Source organism: Sphaerisporangium sp. NBC_01403, from assembly GCF_045040145.1.
Classification (GTDB): domain Bacteria; phylum Actinomycetota; class Actinomycetes; order Streptosporangiales; family Streptosporangiaceae; genus Sphaerisporangium; species Sphaerisporangium viridialbum.
In genome coordinates, this window is sequence record NZ_CP109534.1 from 1,428,457 (window position 1) to 1,443,447 (window position 14,991).

The 14,991-nt window shown below is 71.2% G+C and carries 13 protein-coding genes; 1 reads left to right on the forward strand and 12 read right to left on the reverse strand.

Annotated features, from left to right (window positions below):
* Window positions 1–71: 71 nt before the first annotated feature.
* From OG589_RS06095 to tnpA, 5 genes are all read right to left on the reverse strand, one after another.
* Window positions 72–923, reverse strand: a complete 852-nt coding sequence (locus OG589_RS06095) for a helix-turn-helix domain-containing protein (RefSeq protein ID WP_405146951.1) — start codon at window positions 921–923, stop codon at window positions 72–74.
* Between the two features lie 71 nt (window positions 924–994).
* Window positions 995–1,237 (reverse strand): hypothetical protein, encoded by a 243-nt coding sequence (locus tag OG589_RS06100; RefSeq protein WP_405146953.1) that lies wholly within the window; start codon window positions 1,235–1,237, stop codon window positions 995–997.
* A 93-nt stretch (window positions 1,238–1,330) separates the two neighbouring features.
* A complete protein-coding gene (locus OG589_RS06105; protein ID WP_405146954.1) occupies window positions 1,331–1,648 on the reverse strand; it encodes a DUF397 domain-containing protein in 318 nt (105 codons plus the stop codon).
* Between the two features lie 35 nt (window positions 1,649–1,683).
* The gene (locus OG589_RS06110) at window positions 1,684–3,012 is read right to left on the reverse strand and encodes an IS630 family transposase (protein WP_405146956.1); all 1,329 of its coding nucleotides are present in this window, start codon (window positions 3,010–3,012) and stop codon (window positions 1,684–1,686) included.
* Between the two features lie 113 nt (window positions 3,013–3,125).
* Complete coding sequence (gene tnpA, locus OG589_RS06115; RefSeq protein WP_405146958.1) at window positions 3,126–3,542, reverse strand: IS200/IS605 family transposase; 417 nt, start codon at window positions 3,540–3,542, stop codon at window positions 3,126–3,128.
* Between the two features lie 32 nt (window positions 3,543–3,574).
* On the opposite strand from tnpA, the gene OG589_RS06120 reads away from it, so the two are divergent.
* Window positions 3,575–4,852, forward strand: a complete 1,278-nt coding sequence (locus OG589_RS06120; RefSeq protein ID WP_405146960.1) for an RNA-guided endonuclease InsQ/TnpB family protein — start codon at window positions 3,575–3,577, stop codon at window positions 4,850–4,852.
* 104 nt (window positions 4,853–4,956) lie between these two features.
* Here the strand turns inward: OG589_RS06120 and OG589_RS06125 are convergent, their stop codons facing one another.
* The 7 genes from OG589_RS06125 to OG589_RS06155 form a co-directional block, all read right to left on the reverse strand.
* Window positions 4,957–5,460 carry a DinB family protein gene (locus OG589_RS06125; protein WP_405146961.1) on the reverse strand — a complete coding sequence of 168 codons (504 nt, stop codon included), beginning with the start codon at window positions 5,458–5,460 and terminating at the stop codon, window positions 4,957–4,959.
* Between the two features lie 43 nt (window positions 5,461–5,503).
* Window positions 5,504–7,162 (reverse strand): acyclic terpene utilization AtuA family protein, encoded by a 1,659-nt coding sequence (locus OG589_RS06130; RefSeq protein WP_405151970.1) that lies wholly within the window; start codon window positions 7,160–7,162, stop codon window positions 5,504–5,506.
* A 74-nt stretch (window positions 7,163–7,236) separates the two neighbouring features.
* Window positions 7,237–8,043, reverse strand: coding sequence for an enoyl-CoA hydratase-related protein (locus OG589_RS06135; RefSeq protein ID WP_405146963.1), 807 nt, complete (start codon window positions 8,041–8,043; stop codon window positions 7,237–7,239).
* A complete protein-coding gene (locus tag OG589_RS06140) occupies window positions 8,040–10,019 on the reverse strand; it encodes an acetyl/propionyl/methylcrotonyl-CoA carboxylase subunit alpha (protein ID WP_405146965.1) in 1,980 nt (659 codons plus the stop codon). The genes OG589_RS06135 and OG589_RS06140 overlap by 4 nt, the downstream gene beginning before the upstream one ends.
* A 4-nt stretch (window positions 10,020–10,023) precedes the next feature.
* Window positions 10,024–11,556 (reverse strand): acyl-CoA carboxylase subunit beta, encoded by a 1,533-nt coding sequence (locus OG589_RS06145; RefSeq protein ID WP_405151971.1) that lies wholly within the window; start codon window positions 11,554–11,556, stop codon window positions 10,024–10,026.
* Between the two features lie 206 nt (window positions 11,557–11,762).
* Window positions 11,763–13,472, reverse strand: coding sequence for a serine/threonine protein kinase (locus tag OG589_RS06150; RefSeq protein ID WP_405146967.1), 1,710 nt, complete (start codon window positions 13,470–13,472; stop codon window positions 11,763–11,765).
* A 73-nt stretch (window positions 13,473–13,545) separates the two neighbouring features.
* Entirely contained in the window at window positions 13,546–14,904 is a 1,359-nt protein-coding gene (locus OG589_RS06155; protein ID WP_405146969.1) for an FAD-binding oxidoreductase, read from the reverse strand.
* Window positions 14,905–14,991 lie beyond the last annotated feature (87 nt).

Here is a 14,991-nt window from a genome sequence, read left to right on the forward strand (position 1 = left end):
CCTCACCTCCACGTCACCCATGGCTGGTAAGGATTGCATGATCTTGCGGTGATCGGCAAGCAATTGTCGGGCTACTGGGCAGATTGTTGGGCGAAGTCGACGAGCACCCGGACGATCACCTCGCGCGCGCCCTCCCTGAACACCGCCACCTCGCACAGATCCTCGAACGCGCTCGCGTAGAAGGCGACGTCCTCGGGGTCGCGCAGCACGAGGTCCTTGGTCCTGGTCGGGACGCCGACCATGGCCTCGTTGTAGATCCAGAAGCCGTTGAGCAGGGCGGACGGCAACTGAGCCGAGAAGGGGATGACGCCGAACTCCACGTTGGGCAGGGTGGTGACGGCCAGCAGCCGGTCGAGTTGGCCGCGCATGACGTCGTCGGGCGCGAGCCGGTAGCGCAGCACCGCCTCCGGCAGCAGGAACCGGAACCGCCTCGCCGGATCGTACAGAATGTCCTGCCTGCGCATGCGGACCCTGATCGCGGCGTCGATGTCGTCGGACGCCCCGTACAGGCGGCGGACCTTGGTGAAGATGTTGCGGGCGTACTCCGCCGTCTGCAGCAGGCCGATCACCACGCCCGGCTCGAACACCCGGAACAGCTTGGTGCGCGACTCCAGGTCGCGGATGTCCTCCTGGAGCGCGGCCAGCCCGCTCTTGTGCCGCTGGCGCCAGGAGTCCTGGCGTTCGAGCAGCGACACGGCCTGGGCGATCAGGCCGTCGACCACCTCGGAGGGCGCCTGCGCGGCCTGGCACCACACCACCACGTCGTCCTCGGTGGCGCTCTGCCGGGCGTTCTCGATGCGCGAGACCTTGGAGGCCTGCCAGCCCAGGCGCGCGGCGAGATCCTTGCCGGACAGCTGGGCCGCCTCGCGCAGCTGCCGGAGCTGGGCGCCAAGGTCGATGCGTGCCTGCTGAAAGCCGCTCACGCCCACCTCCAGTCGGCATCGGACTCGCATGAGGGTAGACCTGGGGACGCGATCATGCCATAGGGATCTCGCTATTCGTGATCAGTTACGCGCCGGTCCGGCCCCGCCGGGAAGAGCACCTCGCGCGCGATCTCCATGAGGAGCTCGCGCGGTACCTCGACGGCGGACTCCCCGTCGAGCACATGGCGCAGGTCCGCCCGTGCGTCGGGGTCGGTGAGCGTGAGTCCCTGGACGACGATCGTGCCCCGATCGGTCTCGTACAGCGACGGGCAGGCGCCTGCCTCCGAAGTAGAGCCGAGAAACCGCAGACGCATGAATGTCCCTTCCCCGGAAGCGCCAGAAATGGCCGCAATTGCGCGCAATTGTAGAGCATGAGGATTGAGTGGGAGGCGGTGGGCGGTACGTCCTCACTCGCCCAGTGCGTCGAACTCGCCGTCGAGCACGCCGAGGCGGAACGCCTCCCACTCGGCCGGGGTGAAGTAGAGCCTCGGGCCGTCGGGATTCCTGGAGTCGCGCAGGACGTAGAGCCTGTCGTACCCGGCCTTGTGCGCGCCGCCGAGTGCCCCGAGCTCGCCCCGCTCGGCGGCCTCCCTGATGGCGGCCTGGTCGAGGACGGTCACCTCGACGCGGTGGCCGCCCTCGAAGCCGTGACTCGACCCGCGCCACACGCCGTCCCCGCTCCCGCCGTCCCTGGGCCGCTCGCCACCGGCTGGATACAGGTCCATTCGTCCTCCACGAGGTGTGGCTACCGGAATGCGGGCTAGTGTCCCGCGCCAGAAATCCGTCGGCAATATCGGGCGAGGGATTCGAGGATTTCCTCTGCGGTCTTCTTCCACACGAACGGGCGTGGGTTGTCGTTCCACTGATCGATCCAGGTGCGGATGTCCTTCTCCAGAGGCTGGACGCTTTTGTGGACTCCGCGCCTGATCAACTGGTCGGTCAGGAAGCCGAACCACCGCTCGACCTGATTGATCCACGAGGACCCGGTCGGGGTGAAATGCATGTGGAACCGGGGATGCCGGGCCAGCCACGCCTTGATCGCCGGGGTCTTGTGGGTGCCGTAGTTGTCACAGATCAGGTGGATGTCCAGCTCGGTCGGCACCGCCTTGTCGATCGTGGCGAGGAACTTCTTGAACTCGGCAGCCCGGTGCTGGCGGTGCAACTCGCCGATGACGGTCCCGTCGGCGATGTTGAACGCGGCGAACAGGCTGGTGATCCCGTTGCGCACGTAGTCGTGGGTCCGCCGCTCGGGCATGCCCGGCATCATCGGCAGCACCGGCTGCGACCGGTCCAGGGCCTGGATCTGGGACTTCTCATCCACGCACAGCACCACCGCCCGCTCGGGCGGGTTGTGATACAGGCCTACGACATCGACGACCTTCTCCACAAACAGCGGGTCGGTCGACAGCTTGAAGGTAACGGCCTGGTGCGGCTTGAGGCCGAAGTCCCGCCAGATCCGCCCGATCGTCGACTTGCTCAGTCCGCTGCGCTGGGCCATCAAGGTGCGTGACCAGTGCGTGGCGTCCTTGGGGGTCTGCTCCAGCGTCGCCACCACGACCTGTTCGACCTGGTCCAGGCTGATGGACGGCGGCCGGCCCGGCCGCTGCTCATCCATCAGCCCCTCCAACCTCAGCCGCAGGAACCGGGTACGCCACTTGGACACCGTGTCGGGGTGGACCCGCAACTCCGCGGCGATCTGCTTGTTGTCCTTTCCCGCCGCGCATGCCAGAACGATCTGCGAGCGCATCGCCAGGACCTGCGAGGACTTCGCCCGGCGTGCCCATCTCTGCAGCGTCGCGCGTTCCTCGTCGCTCACCGTCAGCTCAGCCTTCGGCCGCCCCGTCCGGGGCTTGTCGAGCAGGGCCTGTGTCCCGCCTTCGGCAAAGGCGATTCGCCACCGGCGGACCGTCGCCACACTCATACCGAGTTCCCGTGCCACCTCAGCGTTGCTGGCCCCGGGCTCGGCGCAAGCCAGCACGATCTTCGCGCGGCTCGCCAGTTCCGACGCCTGCGCCGTCAGGCCGCACAGCAAAGCACGCTCAGCATCGGTTAACTCGATCGGTACCGCAGACGGACCTGGATGCCTCATACACATCAGGATAAGAAATTATCCGACAGATTTCAGGTGCACGACACTAGTGCTCCGGCCTTCAGGCCGAGGGTGAAGGCCCGCGCGGGAGGGCCGCCAGGCCCGAGCGTGCTCTAGGCCGGGCGGTTTTGCTGCTCGATGTACTGGCGCACGATCGACAACGGCGCACCGCCGACGCTCCCGGCGAAGTAGGACCCCGACCACAGCTTGTTGGCCCGGTAGTAGTGGGCGGCCAGGTCGGGGAACTCTTGGCGCATCCGCCGGGACGCCACCCCCTTCAGTGAGTTGACCAGCTTGGACAGGGCGACCTTGGGCGGGAAGTTGACCAGCAGGTGGACGTGGTTGTCCCCGCCGTTGAACTCGGTCAGTTCGGTTTCGAAGTCCGCGCACACGACCCGCATGATCTCTTCCATGCGGGTCAGGTGGGTGTCGGTGAACACCCGGTGCCGGAATTTGGTCACGAAAACCAAGTGAGCGTGCAGCAGGAAGACACAGTGCCTGCCAGTCCTTATGTCGCTGTATTCGGCCATAACCCAATACTAGATCGGGTAGGATTATGGTCATGAGCGGGCAGGAGTCGGTCAAGCGGCAGCGCGGGCATAAAGCCTGCCTGGAGCTGACCTGCGACCAGTTCGCCCTCCTGGACCAGCAGGCGTCCGCCGCGATCACCATATGGAACTGCCTGCACGCCTACTGGACACATTTCCCCGGCAGAAGGCCGACCCTGGCCCAGGCCGATCAGGCGATCCGCCAAGCCCGCACGGATTTCCCGTTCCTGGCGGCCCTGCCCGCCCAGGCAGCCCAAGCCGTCCTGAAAACGTATCGGCAGGCGTGGGAGAACTTCTTCAACCCCGACCACCCTGCCAAACGGCCCACCTTCAAGTCCAAGAAGAACCGGCCTCGGTTGGCGGTCGACGTGCCGCAGGTCCGCAACATGCGGATCGTCCGCCTGTCGGCCAAGTGGGGACAGCTCACCCTCCCGATGGTGGGCCGGGTCCGGTTCCGGTGGACCAGAAACCTACCCGGCGTCGGAAAGAATTCCCCTGCAGGGAAGGTGACCGGAGCCCGCCTGGTCAAAGACGCGTTCGGGTGGAGCATCGTGTTCCGCACCGAAACCCTGGTCGAACCCGCTGCCCCGCACCAGGGCGAGCCAGTCGGGATCGACCGGGGCATCACGGTCGCGGTGGCCCTGTCCGATGGGACCATGCGCGAGCACGGCCCCTGGCTCACCGACGGCGAGGCCGAACACCTGCGCCGCCTGGAGAAGAAGTCGGCCCGTCAGCGCGCGGCCCGGCCCAGCAAGACCCGCCCCTCGGGACGCGAACAGCGCACCTACGACCAGATCGCCCGGCTCCGCGCGAAAGCCAAGCGCAGAGCCGTCGACTGGCAGCACCAGACCACCACCGAACTCGCCGGCACGTTCGCTGTGATCAAGGTGGAGAAACTCGCCATCCTCAACATGGTCAAATCCGCCAAGGGCACGGTCGAGGCCCCGGGCAAGCACGTCGCCCAAAAGGCGGGGCTGAACCGGTCGATCAGCGGTGAGGCGTGGGGCCGGACCGTCACCCTGCTCGAATATAAGACCACTGACCGGGGCGGGCAGGTCGTGAAGGTTCCCGCGCCGGGCACCTCACAGACCTGCCACCGGTGCGGTCACCGCGACCGGGCCAGCCGCAACGGAACCGTGTTCGCCTGCGTGAATCCCGCGTGCGGGTGGGTCGGCCATGCCGACACCAACGCCGCGATCAACATCAGCAACACCGCAGGGCTTGCGGTGTCAGGGCGTGGAGACCTCGGGGTTACCCGGTCTGTGAAGCGTCAACCCCCGCGCGCCGCTTAACCGCGACGCGACGGGAGAATCCCCGGCCTCCACTTCAGGCCGGGGAGGAGGTCAAAACAGTAGGCTCGCGGGCACGCGCGCGCCGGACGGGAGCGTACGGGCGGTCAGTCTCCGGTGACGCCGTCGGCCATCTCGCGCAGGATGTCCAGGTGGCCGTTGTGCCGGGCGGTCTCCTCGATCAGGTGGTGCAGGATCCAGCGCAGCGTGACGTGCGTGCCGTCCCTGATCGGCTCCTTCGCCGGCGTGTCCAGGTCGAGCGAGGCCACCAGCTCGCGGTAGCGGGCGCACTGCGCCTCGTACTCCGAGAGGATCTCCGCGAGCGGCGTCTCGACGGCGATGCGCATCTCGCGGTCGGGGTCCTCGTCGGTCCAGGGCCCGAGATCCTCCTCGCCGAGCAGCCGCACCTGGATCCAGGAGTACTCCACCCACCGCAGGTGGTTGACCAGGCCGCTGATGGTCATCAGCGGCGAGCCGGGCAGGGGGGCGCTCCTGGCGTGCTCCTCGGACAGCCCCTCGCACTTGGCGTGGACGGTGGCCCGGGTGTAGTCGAGAAAGGTCGTCAGCATGGTGCGTTCGTCCCAGGTCGCGGGCACGTCTGTACGTGTCATGCGCGTGAGCCTGCTAGACCCGGGGCAGCCGTGTCCAATCGATTCAGAAGGGCATCGGGACCACGCAGGCCCGCAGCTCCTCGCCGAGGGCCTTGGCCTGGGCGTCCATGCGCGGGCTGGCCGCCACCCCCCGGCCGAGCAGGCCGCGCACGACGAAGTTCAGCGCGAGCAGGTTGGGCAGGCGGTGCCGCTCGACCTCCAGCGCGGCCGTGCCGGGGAGCAGGCTCCTGAGCCGGCCGGCCGTGAGGAACCCCTCCAGCCAGGCGTACTCCTCGGCCGTGCGGACCCAGACGCCGAGGTTGGCGTCGCCCCCCTTGTCGCCGGACCGGGCTCCTGCGACCGTGCCGAGCGGCGCGTGCCGCACGGTGGGCCGATCGCCCTCGGTACGATCCGTCGCGCCGTCCTCCGGCGGGGGCGGGACCGTCGCGCCGGCGGCCTTCACGGGGGCGGGCTGGAGCCAGACCCGCTCGCCGCCCTCCCACACCTCCGCCCGTACGGCGGCGCGGGGCACCGCGGCGGGCCGGTAGACGCCGTACGCCGAGGCGTCGCCCGGGGGAGTGAGCCCGTAGAAGCCGGGATAGCTCGCCAGCCCGGTCTCGACCACCGCGGAGGAGAACGCGCGCCCCGCCCGGCGCTGGTCGGCGTCCATCACCGTGACGCGCAGCAGCGCCACCGGCGCGGGGGCCGCAGGGCTCGCGAGCGGCGTCAGCTCCACGTGCACCTGGTCGAATGCCTCCCTCGGGACGCGCGCGAAGACGGCCTCCTCGGCCAGGCGGGCCTTGGCCTCGATGTCCAGGCCGGTGAGCACGAGCGTCATCGTGTTGCGGTAGCCGCCGACGTGGTTCAGCGCGACCTTCAGCGTGTCCGGCGGCGCCTCGCCCCTGACGCCCGACACCCTGACCCGGTCGTCCCCGGCCTGGGCCAGCTCGATCGTGTCGAAGCGCGCGGTCACGTCGGGACCGAGGTAGCGGGGCGAGCCGATCTCGTAGAGGAGCTGCGCGGTCACCGTGCCCACCGACACCCGCCCGCCCGTGCCCGGGTGCTTGGTGATCACGCTGGAGCCGTCCGCGTGCAGCTCGGCGATCGGGAACCCGCAGTGCGCGAGGTCGGGCACCTCGGTGAAGAACGCGTAGTTGCCGCCGGTCGCCTGGCAGCCGCACTCGATGATGTGCCCGGCGACCACGGACCCGGCGAGCGCGTCGAGGTCACCAGGGCCCCAGCCGTAGCGCCACATGCCAGGGCCGGTGACCAGCGCCGCGTCGGTCACCCTGCCGGTCACCACCACGTCGGCGCCGCCCGCCAGCGCGGCGGCGATCGGCTCGCCGCCGAGGTAGGCGTTCGCGGTGAGCGCCGCGGACCCCGGACTCTCGCCGGAGCCGGGCGGGTCACCGGGGTCGAGCAGGACGCCGAGGTCGCGCCCGATGAGGTCGTCGCCGGTCACGTGGGCCACCCGCACGGCGACGCCGAGACGGCCGGCCAGCTCGCTCACCGCCCGCGCGCACCCGGCGGGGTCGAGCCCTCCGGCGTTCGACACGATCTTGATGCCCCGGTCGGCGCACGTGCCGAGCACCTGCTCCAGCTGGGTAAGGAACGTGCGCGCGTACCCTGGCCGGCCTTTGAGCCGGTTGCCGGCGAGGATGAGCATGGTCAGCTCGGCCAGCCAGTCGCCGGTCAGTACGTCGATGGGCCCGCCCTCGACCATCTCCCTGGCGGCCGACAGCCTGTCGCCGTAGAACCCGCTGCAGTTGGCGATGCGCAGCGGGCCGGCGGCGCCCGTCACGGGGCCGTGTCCCCTTCGGACCCGGGCTCAGGGATCCAGGAGGCGGGACGCTTCTCCATGAAGGCGCGGATGCCCTCCTGGCCCTCCGGGGAGGTGAAGCGCTGGGCGGAGAGCCTCGCCATCTCGCGCATGCCGTCGTCCACCGACATGCCGGGCACGGTGCGGACGAGCTGCTTGGTGATCGCGAGGGACTCCGGGCCGCCGCGCAGCAGCATGCCGGCGTAGTGCGCGACGGTGGCGTCGAGCTCCTCGGCGGGGACGGCCCGGGTCAGCAGCCCGATCTCCGCGGCGCGGGCGGCGCCGAACACCTCTCCGGTGAGGAAGTACTCCGCGGCGGCGCGCGGGTCGAGGCGGCGCAGCACGGTCACCGAGATCATGGCGGGCACCACGCCGAGCCGTACCTCGCTGAAGGCGAACGTCGCCGAGTCGGGGGCGATCGCGAAGTCGCACGCGGCCACCAGCCCGAGGCCGCCGGCGCGGGCGGTGCCGTTCAGGCGGCAGATGACCGGCTTGGGGCTGCCCCAGACCAGGCTCATGATCTCCGGGAACGAGGCGGTCACCGGCGCGTCGTGCGGCCTGCCGTTCTGGGCGGGCGCCTGCTCCTTCAGGTCGGCGCCCGAGCAGAAGACCGGGCCGGTGCCGGTCAGCACGATCACGCGGACGCCCTCGTCGCCGATGGCGTGGTGCAGCGCGCGCTCCAGCTCGCCGAGGAGCCGCACGGACAGCGCGTTGCGGTTGTGCGGCGAGTCCAGCGTGATCGTGGCGACGCCGCCGCGCGCTTCGTGGTGGACCAGAGCCGTCATCGGGACTCCTCGATCACGGCGAGCACGGCTCCCGCCTCGACCTGGCGGCCCGGCGTCACGTTGAGCTCGGAGACGACGCCCGCCGCCGGAGCGGAGATCTGATGCTCCATCTTCATCGCCTCCAAGGTGAGGATCGGCTGCCCGGCTGTGACCGCCGCTCCCGGTGTGATCTCGACGCGCAGAACGGTACCCGGCATGGGGGCGAGCAGGGAGCCCGGGGGGATCGACACGACCGGCTCCGGCAGCCTCGGCAGGGGCACGAGCCACACCGAGCCGAGCGGCGAGTCCACCTGGACGGCGTCGGCGTACCCCGCGACGGCGAACCGGCGCACGACCCCGGCCACGTCCAGGACGACCTCGCCGGGGGTCGCGGAGACCAGCGTCACGTCGTCGAAGCCCTCGGCCGCCAGCCCGTCACGGGTGAGCCGGTAGGCGATCTCGACCCGGCCGCCGGGACCGTCGAACGCGGTGCGCTGCGGCTGGGAAGGCACGTTGCGCCAGCCGCTCGGCAGCCCGCCGAGCACGCTCGCCGCCGCGCGGTTGGCGGCGGCCAGCGCCAGAGCCGCGGCCAGGGCGAGCAGCGGTACGGGCGGCACGGCCGGGGTGGCGACGTCGTACCGGTCGAGGAAGCCCGTGTGCGTGTCACCCGCCAGGAACGCCTCGTGCCGGAGCACGCCCACCAGCAGGTCGCGGTTGGTGATGAGGCCGTGGACGCGCGCGCAGGCGAGCGCGCTCGCGAGGCGCCGCGCCACCCCGGCCCGGTTCGGGCCGCAGGCGATGACCTTGGCCAGCATCGGGTCGTAGTGCACGCCGACCTCCGACCCGCTCTCGACCCCCGAGTCCAGCCGCAGGCCGTACGCCGCCGGGCCGCCGTCGCCGGTCTCCCTCGTGAGCCCCGGCACCTGGAAGCGGGCGTCGACGCCCGGCACCTCGAACAGCCGGAGGGTGCCGCTCTGCGGGCGCCAGTCGCTCGCGGGGTCCTCGGCGTAGAGGCGCACCTCGATGGCGTGGCCGCGCGGCTCCGGCGGCTCGGCGGGCAGGCGGGCGCCCTCGGCGACCTCCAGTTGCAGGCGCACCAGGTCGACGCCGTACACGCACTCGGTCACCGGGTGCTCGACCTGGAGCCGCGTGTTCATCTCCAGGAACGCGACGGTGTCCCCCTTGACGAGGAACTCGACCGTGCCCGCGCCGACGTAGCCGATCGCCTTGGCGGCCCTCTCGGCGGCCTCGAAGAGCGTGTCGCGCACGCCGGGGGACACCCCGGGCGAAGGGGTCTCCTCGACGACCTTCTGGTGCCTGCGCTGGATCGAGCACTCGCGCTCGCCGAGCGTCCACACCGTGCCGTGGGCGTCCGCCAGGATCTGGACCTCGATGTGCCTGGCCTCCTCCAGGAGCGGCTCGACGAAGACGGTGCCGTCCCCGAACGCCGACAGCGCCTCACGCCGGGCCGCCGCCACGGCCTCGTCCAGCTCGGCCGGGTCGCGCACGACGCGCATGCCGCGCCCGCCGCCGCCGGCCGACGCCTTCACCAGCACAGGGAACACGAGCTCCCCGGCCTCGGGGGACTCCGGGATCACCGAGGCCGGCACGGGCACCCCGGCCTGGGCCATCAGGACCTTGGCCTCGATCTTGGAGCCCATCGCGGCGATGGCCGCGGGGCTCGGGCCGATCCAGGTCAGGCCCGCGTCCAGCACGGCCCTGGCGAACGCGGCGTTCTCCGAGAGGAACCCGTAGCCGGGATGGACGGCGTCCGCCCCGGCGTTCAGCGCCGCCGAGACGATCGCGTCGACGTCGAGGTAGGTGTCGGCGGGCCTGACCCCGCGCAGCCGTACGGCGTGGTCGGCCTCGGCGGCGTGCGGTGAGCCGGCGTCGGCGTCGGAGAACACCGCCACGGTCTCGATGCCGAGGTCGCGGCAGGTGCGGAAGACGCGGCGGGCGATCTCCGCCCGGTTGGCCACCAGCAGTCGTCTGATCATTCGCTCACATCCGGAAGACGCCGAAACCGGCGGGGGCGGGGGCGCCGGGAACCTCGCCGATGGCCGACAGGCACAGGCCGAGGACGGTGCGGGTGTCGCGCGGGTCGATCACCCCGTCGTCGTACAGGCGCCCGGACAGGAAGAAGGGCAGTGACTCCGACTCGATCTGGGCCTCGACCATCTGCCGCATCGCCGCGTCGGCCTCCTCGTCGTACACCTGGCCGCGTGCCTCGGCCGACGCGCGCCCGACGATCGACAGCACTCCCGCGAGCTGCGCGGGGCCCATGACCGCGGACTTCGCGCTCGGCCAGGAGAACAGGAAGCGCGGGTCGTACGCCCGCCCGCACATGCCGTAGTTGCCCGCCCCGTAGGAGGCGCCCATGACGACGGTGAGGTGCGGGACGGTGGAGTTGGACACCGCGTTGATCATCATGGCGCCGTGCTTGATGATGCCGCCCTGCTCGTAGTCCTTGCCGACCATGTAGCCGGTGGTGTTCTGCAGGAAGACCAGGGGAGTGCGCGACCGGTTCGCGAGCTGGATGAACTGCGCCGCCTTCTGGGCCTCCTCGCTGAACAGCACGCCTCGGGCGTTGGCCAGGATGCCGATCGGGTGCCCGTGCAGGCTGGCCCACCCCGTCACCAGGCTCGCCCCGTACAGCGGCTTGAACTCGTCGAACTCGCTGCCGTCGACCACGCGGGCGATCACCTCGCGCGGGTCGAAGGGGATCTTGAGGTCCTCGGGGACGATGCCGAGAAGCTCCTCCTCGTCGTACAGCGGAGGCCGTGCGCCCGAAGTGCGGCCCGCCTTGCGCAGGTTGAGGCGGCCGACGACGCGGCGGCCGATGCGGAGCGCGTCGTGCTCGTCCAGGGCCAGGTGGTCGGCGAGCCCGGAGACGCGGGCGTGCATCTCGGCGCCGCCCAGCGACTCGTCGTCGGACTCCTCGCCCGTGGCCATCTTGACCAGCGGGGGCCCGCCCAGGAAGACCTTGGCGCGTTCCCTGACCATGACCACGTGGTCGCTCATGCCCGGGACGTACGCGCCCCCGGCCGTCGAGTTGCCGAACACCAGGGCGATGGTCGGGATGCCGGCGGCCGACAACCGGGTCAAATCACGAAATATCCGGCCGCCGGGGATGAAGATCTCCTTCTGCGTCGGCAGATCCGCGCCGCCCGACTCGACGAGGTTGATCAGCGGCAGGCGGTTCTCCAGCGCGATGTCCGACGCCCGCAGCGTCTTGCGCAGCGTCCACGGGTTCGACGACCCGCCCCGTACGGTCGGGTCGCTCGCGACGATCACGCATTCGACCCCCTCGACCACCCCGATGCCGGTGATCACGCTCGCGCCCACGGGGAAGTCGGTGCCCCAGGCGGCGAGCGGCGAGAGCTCCAGGAAGGGCGAGTCGGGGTCCACCAGGAGCTCGACACGCTCCCTGGCGAGCAGCTTGCCGCGCCGGTGGTGGCGCTCGACGTACTTGGGGCCACCGCCCGCCACCGCCTTGGCCTGCTCGGACGCGAGGTCGCGGAGCTTGGCGAGCATGGCGGCCCGTCTCGCCTGGAAGTCGGCGCTCGCGGTGTCGAGACGGCTGTCGATCACGCATCACTCCCGTGGTTGCCGGTGCCCCAGAAGGTAGTACATCGGGCGGGCGCTCCGGCTCGCCAGGAGGGCTGCTCGTGGCGCGCGTCGCGAGGAATCGGGCTGGTTCGGCGGAGGCAGGTGGGCCGTCAAGCCGCGGTGATCCGGCGTCAGCCGCAGTGCGACCAGCCGCTCTTCCAGTTGGCCGTGCCGTACCCGCCGCCCCAGATCACGCAGGTCTTCGAGGCGGCCAGCCTGATCGGGCCCGCGTACTCCGCGTAGCTGCCGGTGTCGTCGTCCGAGGCGCCGCCCTTGACCTGCAGCACGGCGCTCATCCTGATCTTCTGCGTCATGATGTACTTCGAGATCGTGACGACGCAGTTCTTCCCCGCCGCGCCGTTGTACAGCAGGTACACCGTGGCGCTGCCGAGGCCGTGCGATTCGATGGTCTTGTACCCCGCCCCGCACACCCCGGCCGGCGTGTTCGGGTTCGCCTTCGCCGGAGCGCTCGGCTTGGGGGTGGACGTGGGCTTCTTGGTGGGCGTCGGTGTCGGCTTCGCGGTCGGCGAGACCGTCGGCTTCGGGGTGGGCGTCGGCTTCGGCGTCGGCTTGGCCGTCGGGGTGGGGGACGGCGCCCGGGTGGACGGCCCCGGGGACGCGGGCCTCTGGGGCGGGGACTGGCTGATCCTGGCCCGCGTCGTGGGCTTCCCGGTGTGGCTCGGAGGCGGGGTGGGCGACACCTCGGCGGCCGTCGCGTCCACAGGCGGCCGCGTGCCGGACGGACCCCCGCTGACCGCGTCGACGACCGGGGGCTCGCCGATGGCCGCCCGCTGGGCGGACGAGCCGGACGAGGCCACCGTCTGGACCAGCACCACGGTGCCGGCGGTGAGGATGGCGGCGGCGACCGCCGCGACGACCGACAGCACGACCGTCCGCTCGCCGAGCGGCTTGCGCCGCGCGGGGCGCCGCCTGGTGCGCTGCGGGTTGCCGCGACCGCCGCTCTGCGGGTCGCCGGGACCGCCGCTCTGCGGGTTGCCGGGACCGCCGCCCTGGGCGTCGTGCCTGACCTGGGCGGCGGGCCGGCCCATCAGGTGGGAGACCATGGCCTCCGCCGTGGGGCGGCGGGAGGGGTCCTTCGACAGGCAGGCGGCGACCAGGGCGCGCAGCGAGGGGTCCAGGGCCGTCAGGTCGGGCTGCTCGTTGAGTATGCGGTTGATGACCGCGGGGATGGAGTCCGCGCCGAAGGCCGGCCGCCCGGTCGCGGCGAAGACCATCGTCACGCCCCAGGCGAAGACGTCGACCGCCGGGGTCGCCGCCACGCCGCTGAGCTGCTCGGGCGCCAGGTACGACGGGGTGCCGAGGGTGTCGCCCGTGGCGGTCGCGCCGGGCGTGTCCAGCGCCCTGGCGATGCCGAAGTCGATGACGACCGGCCCCTCGGGGCCCATCAGCACGTTGGCGGGCTTGAAGTCGCGGTGCAGGATGCCCGCGCCGTGGATCGCGGCGAGGGCGGTGGCCGTGCTGACCGCGAGGCGGTCGAGCGCGGCGCCCCTGCGCGGTCCCTCGCGGTCCACGAGCTGGCGCAGGGACGGGCCGGGGACGTACTCGCTGACGATGTAGGGCTGGTTGCCGGCGAGGTCGGCGTGCAGGACGGAGGCGGTGCAGAACCGCGCGACCCGCTGCGCCACCGACACCTCGCGGAGGAACCGGGCGCGGGCGTCGGCGTCGCCGGAGAGCCGGGCGTGCAGCAGCTTGATCGCCACCTGCTCGCCCCTGGCCGACCGGCCGAGGTAGACCACGCCCTGGCCGCCCTCGCCCAGGCGCCCGAGGATCTCGAACGCGCCGAGGCGGCGCGGATCCTCGTCACTGAGCCCCTGTGCCACCCCGACCCCCGATAGCGCGAAATATCACCACTTGTGGTCAAGAACGCTACCAGTGGGAATGGTGATGCCGGTCTCAGATGGCCTTGCCGGGATTGAGGATGCCCAGAGGGTCGAAGACCGCCTTGATGCCCTGCTGGACCTCACTGACGACCGGTCCGCTCTCCAGGCCGAGCCAGCGGCGCTTGAGCAGGCCGACGCCGTGCTCGCCGGTCAGCGTGCCGCCGAGGTCGAGCGCGACGCGGAAGATCTCGTCGGCCGCCTCCCAGACGTTCGCGGGCGGCTCGGGGAGACCCCGGTCGAAGATGAAGACCGGGTGCAGGTTGCCGTCCCCTGCGTGCGCGACCGTGCAGATCATGGTGTCGTGGCGGGCGGCGACCTCCTCGATGGTGGAGATCATGTCGGGGAGCACGGAGCGGGGGACGCAGACGTCCTCCACCAGGCACGTGCCCAGCCGTTCCTTGGCGGTGTAGGCCAGCCGCCGCACGCCGATCAGCTCGTCGGTCTCCTCGGGGGTCGAGGACACCGCGACGAAGCTCGCCCCGGCGGCCTCGCAGATGCGGGCCATCTCGTCGGCGTTTCCGGGCGGGTTCCCCTCCGACTGCGCGATGAGCATGGCCTGGACGCCGGTCTCCAGGCCGATGTTCTTCCAGTCGTCGATCGCCTTGAGGGTGTTGCGGTCCATCAGCTCCAGCAGCGAGGGCTGGCAGCCCGCGGCGACGATCGCGGCGACCGCGTCGCCCGCGGCGCGCAGCGAGGGGAACTCGGCGGCGATCGTGACCGGCGGCACGGCCGGCGCCCTGCGCAGCCGCATGGTCGCCGAGGTGATGACGCCGAGGGTGCCCTCGGAGCCCACGAACAGCCCGGTGAGGTCGTACCCGGTCACGCCCTTCATCGTGCGGCGGCCGGTGGAAAGGACCCGCCCGTCGGCCAGCACGACCTCGAGCCCCAGCGTGGAGTCGCGGGTCACGCCGTACTTCACGCAGCGCAGCCCGCCCGCGTTGGTGGCGAGGTTGCCGCCGATGGTGGAGATCTCGTACGAGGAGGGGTCGGGGGGGTACATCAGGCCGTGCGCCCGGGCGGCCCGGTCGAGGTCGGCGGTGATCACCCCGGGTTCCACCACGGCGATCTCGTCGGCGGGGGACAGCTCGCGGATCGCGGTCATGCGCGCCAGCGACAGCATCACGCAGCCCTCGACCGCCGTGGCGCCGCCCGCGAGCCCGGTGCCGGCGCCCCGGGGCACCACGGGCACCCGGTGCCGGGTGGCCCAGCTCATCGTGGCGATCACGTCGTCACGGGTCTGCGCCGCGACGACGCACAGGGGCTTGCCGGGCTCGAGGAACGTCTGGTCCCGAGCGTAGGAGGCGGTCACATCAGGATCGGTCAGCACCCTCCCGGCAGGGAGGGCGTCCACGAGTTCATCGACGGCGTTCACGACTGCGACTGTACGTTCTGCCCCCCGGACATGCCGACTCGGGGCGAACCGGGGACGAAACTCCGCACTATGACATCACCCAGCAGG

What these genes read in the sequence shown, in the direction of transcription:
- OG589_RS06100 (WP_405146953.1), bottom strand. Translation starts at nt 1,237, where the DNA reads ATGCGTCTGCGGTTTCTCGGCTCTACTTCGGAGGCAGGCGCCTGCCCG.
- OG589_RS06105 (WP_405146954.1), bottom strand. Translation starts at nt 1,648, where the DNA reads ATGGACCTGTATCCAGCCGGTGGCGAGCGGCCCAGGGACGGCGGGAGC.
- OG589_RS06110 (WP_405146956.1), bottom strand. Translation starts at nt 3,012, where the DNA reads ATGAGGCATCCAGGTCCGTCTGCGGTACCGATCGAGTTAACCGATGCT.
- tnpA (WP_405146958.1), bottom strand. Translation starts at nt 3,542, where the DNA reads ATGGCCGAATACAGCGACATAAGGACTGGCAGGCACTGTGTCTTCCTG.
- OG589_RS06120 (WP_405146960.1), top strand. Translation starts at nt 3,575, where the DNA reads ATGAGCGGGCAGGAGTCGGTCAAGCGGCAGCGCGGGCATAAAGCCTGC.
- OG589_RS06125 (WP_405146961.1), bottom strand. Translation starts at nt 5,460, where the DNA reads ATGACACGTACAGACGTGCCCGCGACCTGGGACGAACGCACCATGCTG.
- OG589_RS06130 (WP_405151970.1), bottom strand. Translation starts at nt 7,162, where the DNA reads ATGGTCGAGGGCGGGCCCATCGACGTACTGACCGGCGACTGGCTGGCC.
- OG589_RS06135 (WP_405146963.1), bottom strand. Translation starts at nt 8,043, where the DNA reads ATGACGGCTCTGGTCCACCACGAAGCGCGCGGCGGCGTCGCCACGATC.
- OG589_RS06140 (WP_405146965.1), bottom strand. Translation starts at nt 10,019, where the DNA reads ATGATCAGACGACTGCTGGTGGCCAACCGGGCGGAGATCGCCCGCCGC.
- OG589_RS06145 (WP_405151971.1), bottom strand. Translation starts at nt 11,556, where the DNA reads ATGCTCGCCAAGCTCCGCGACCTCGCGTCCGAGCAGGCCAAGGCGGTG.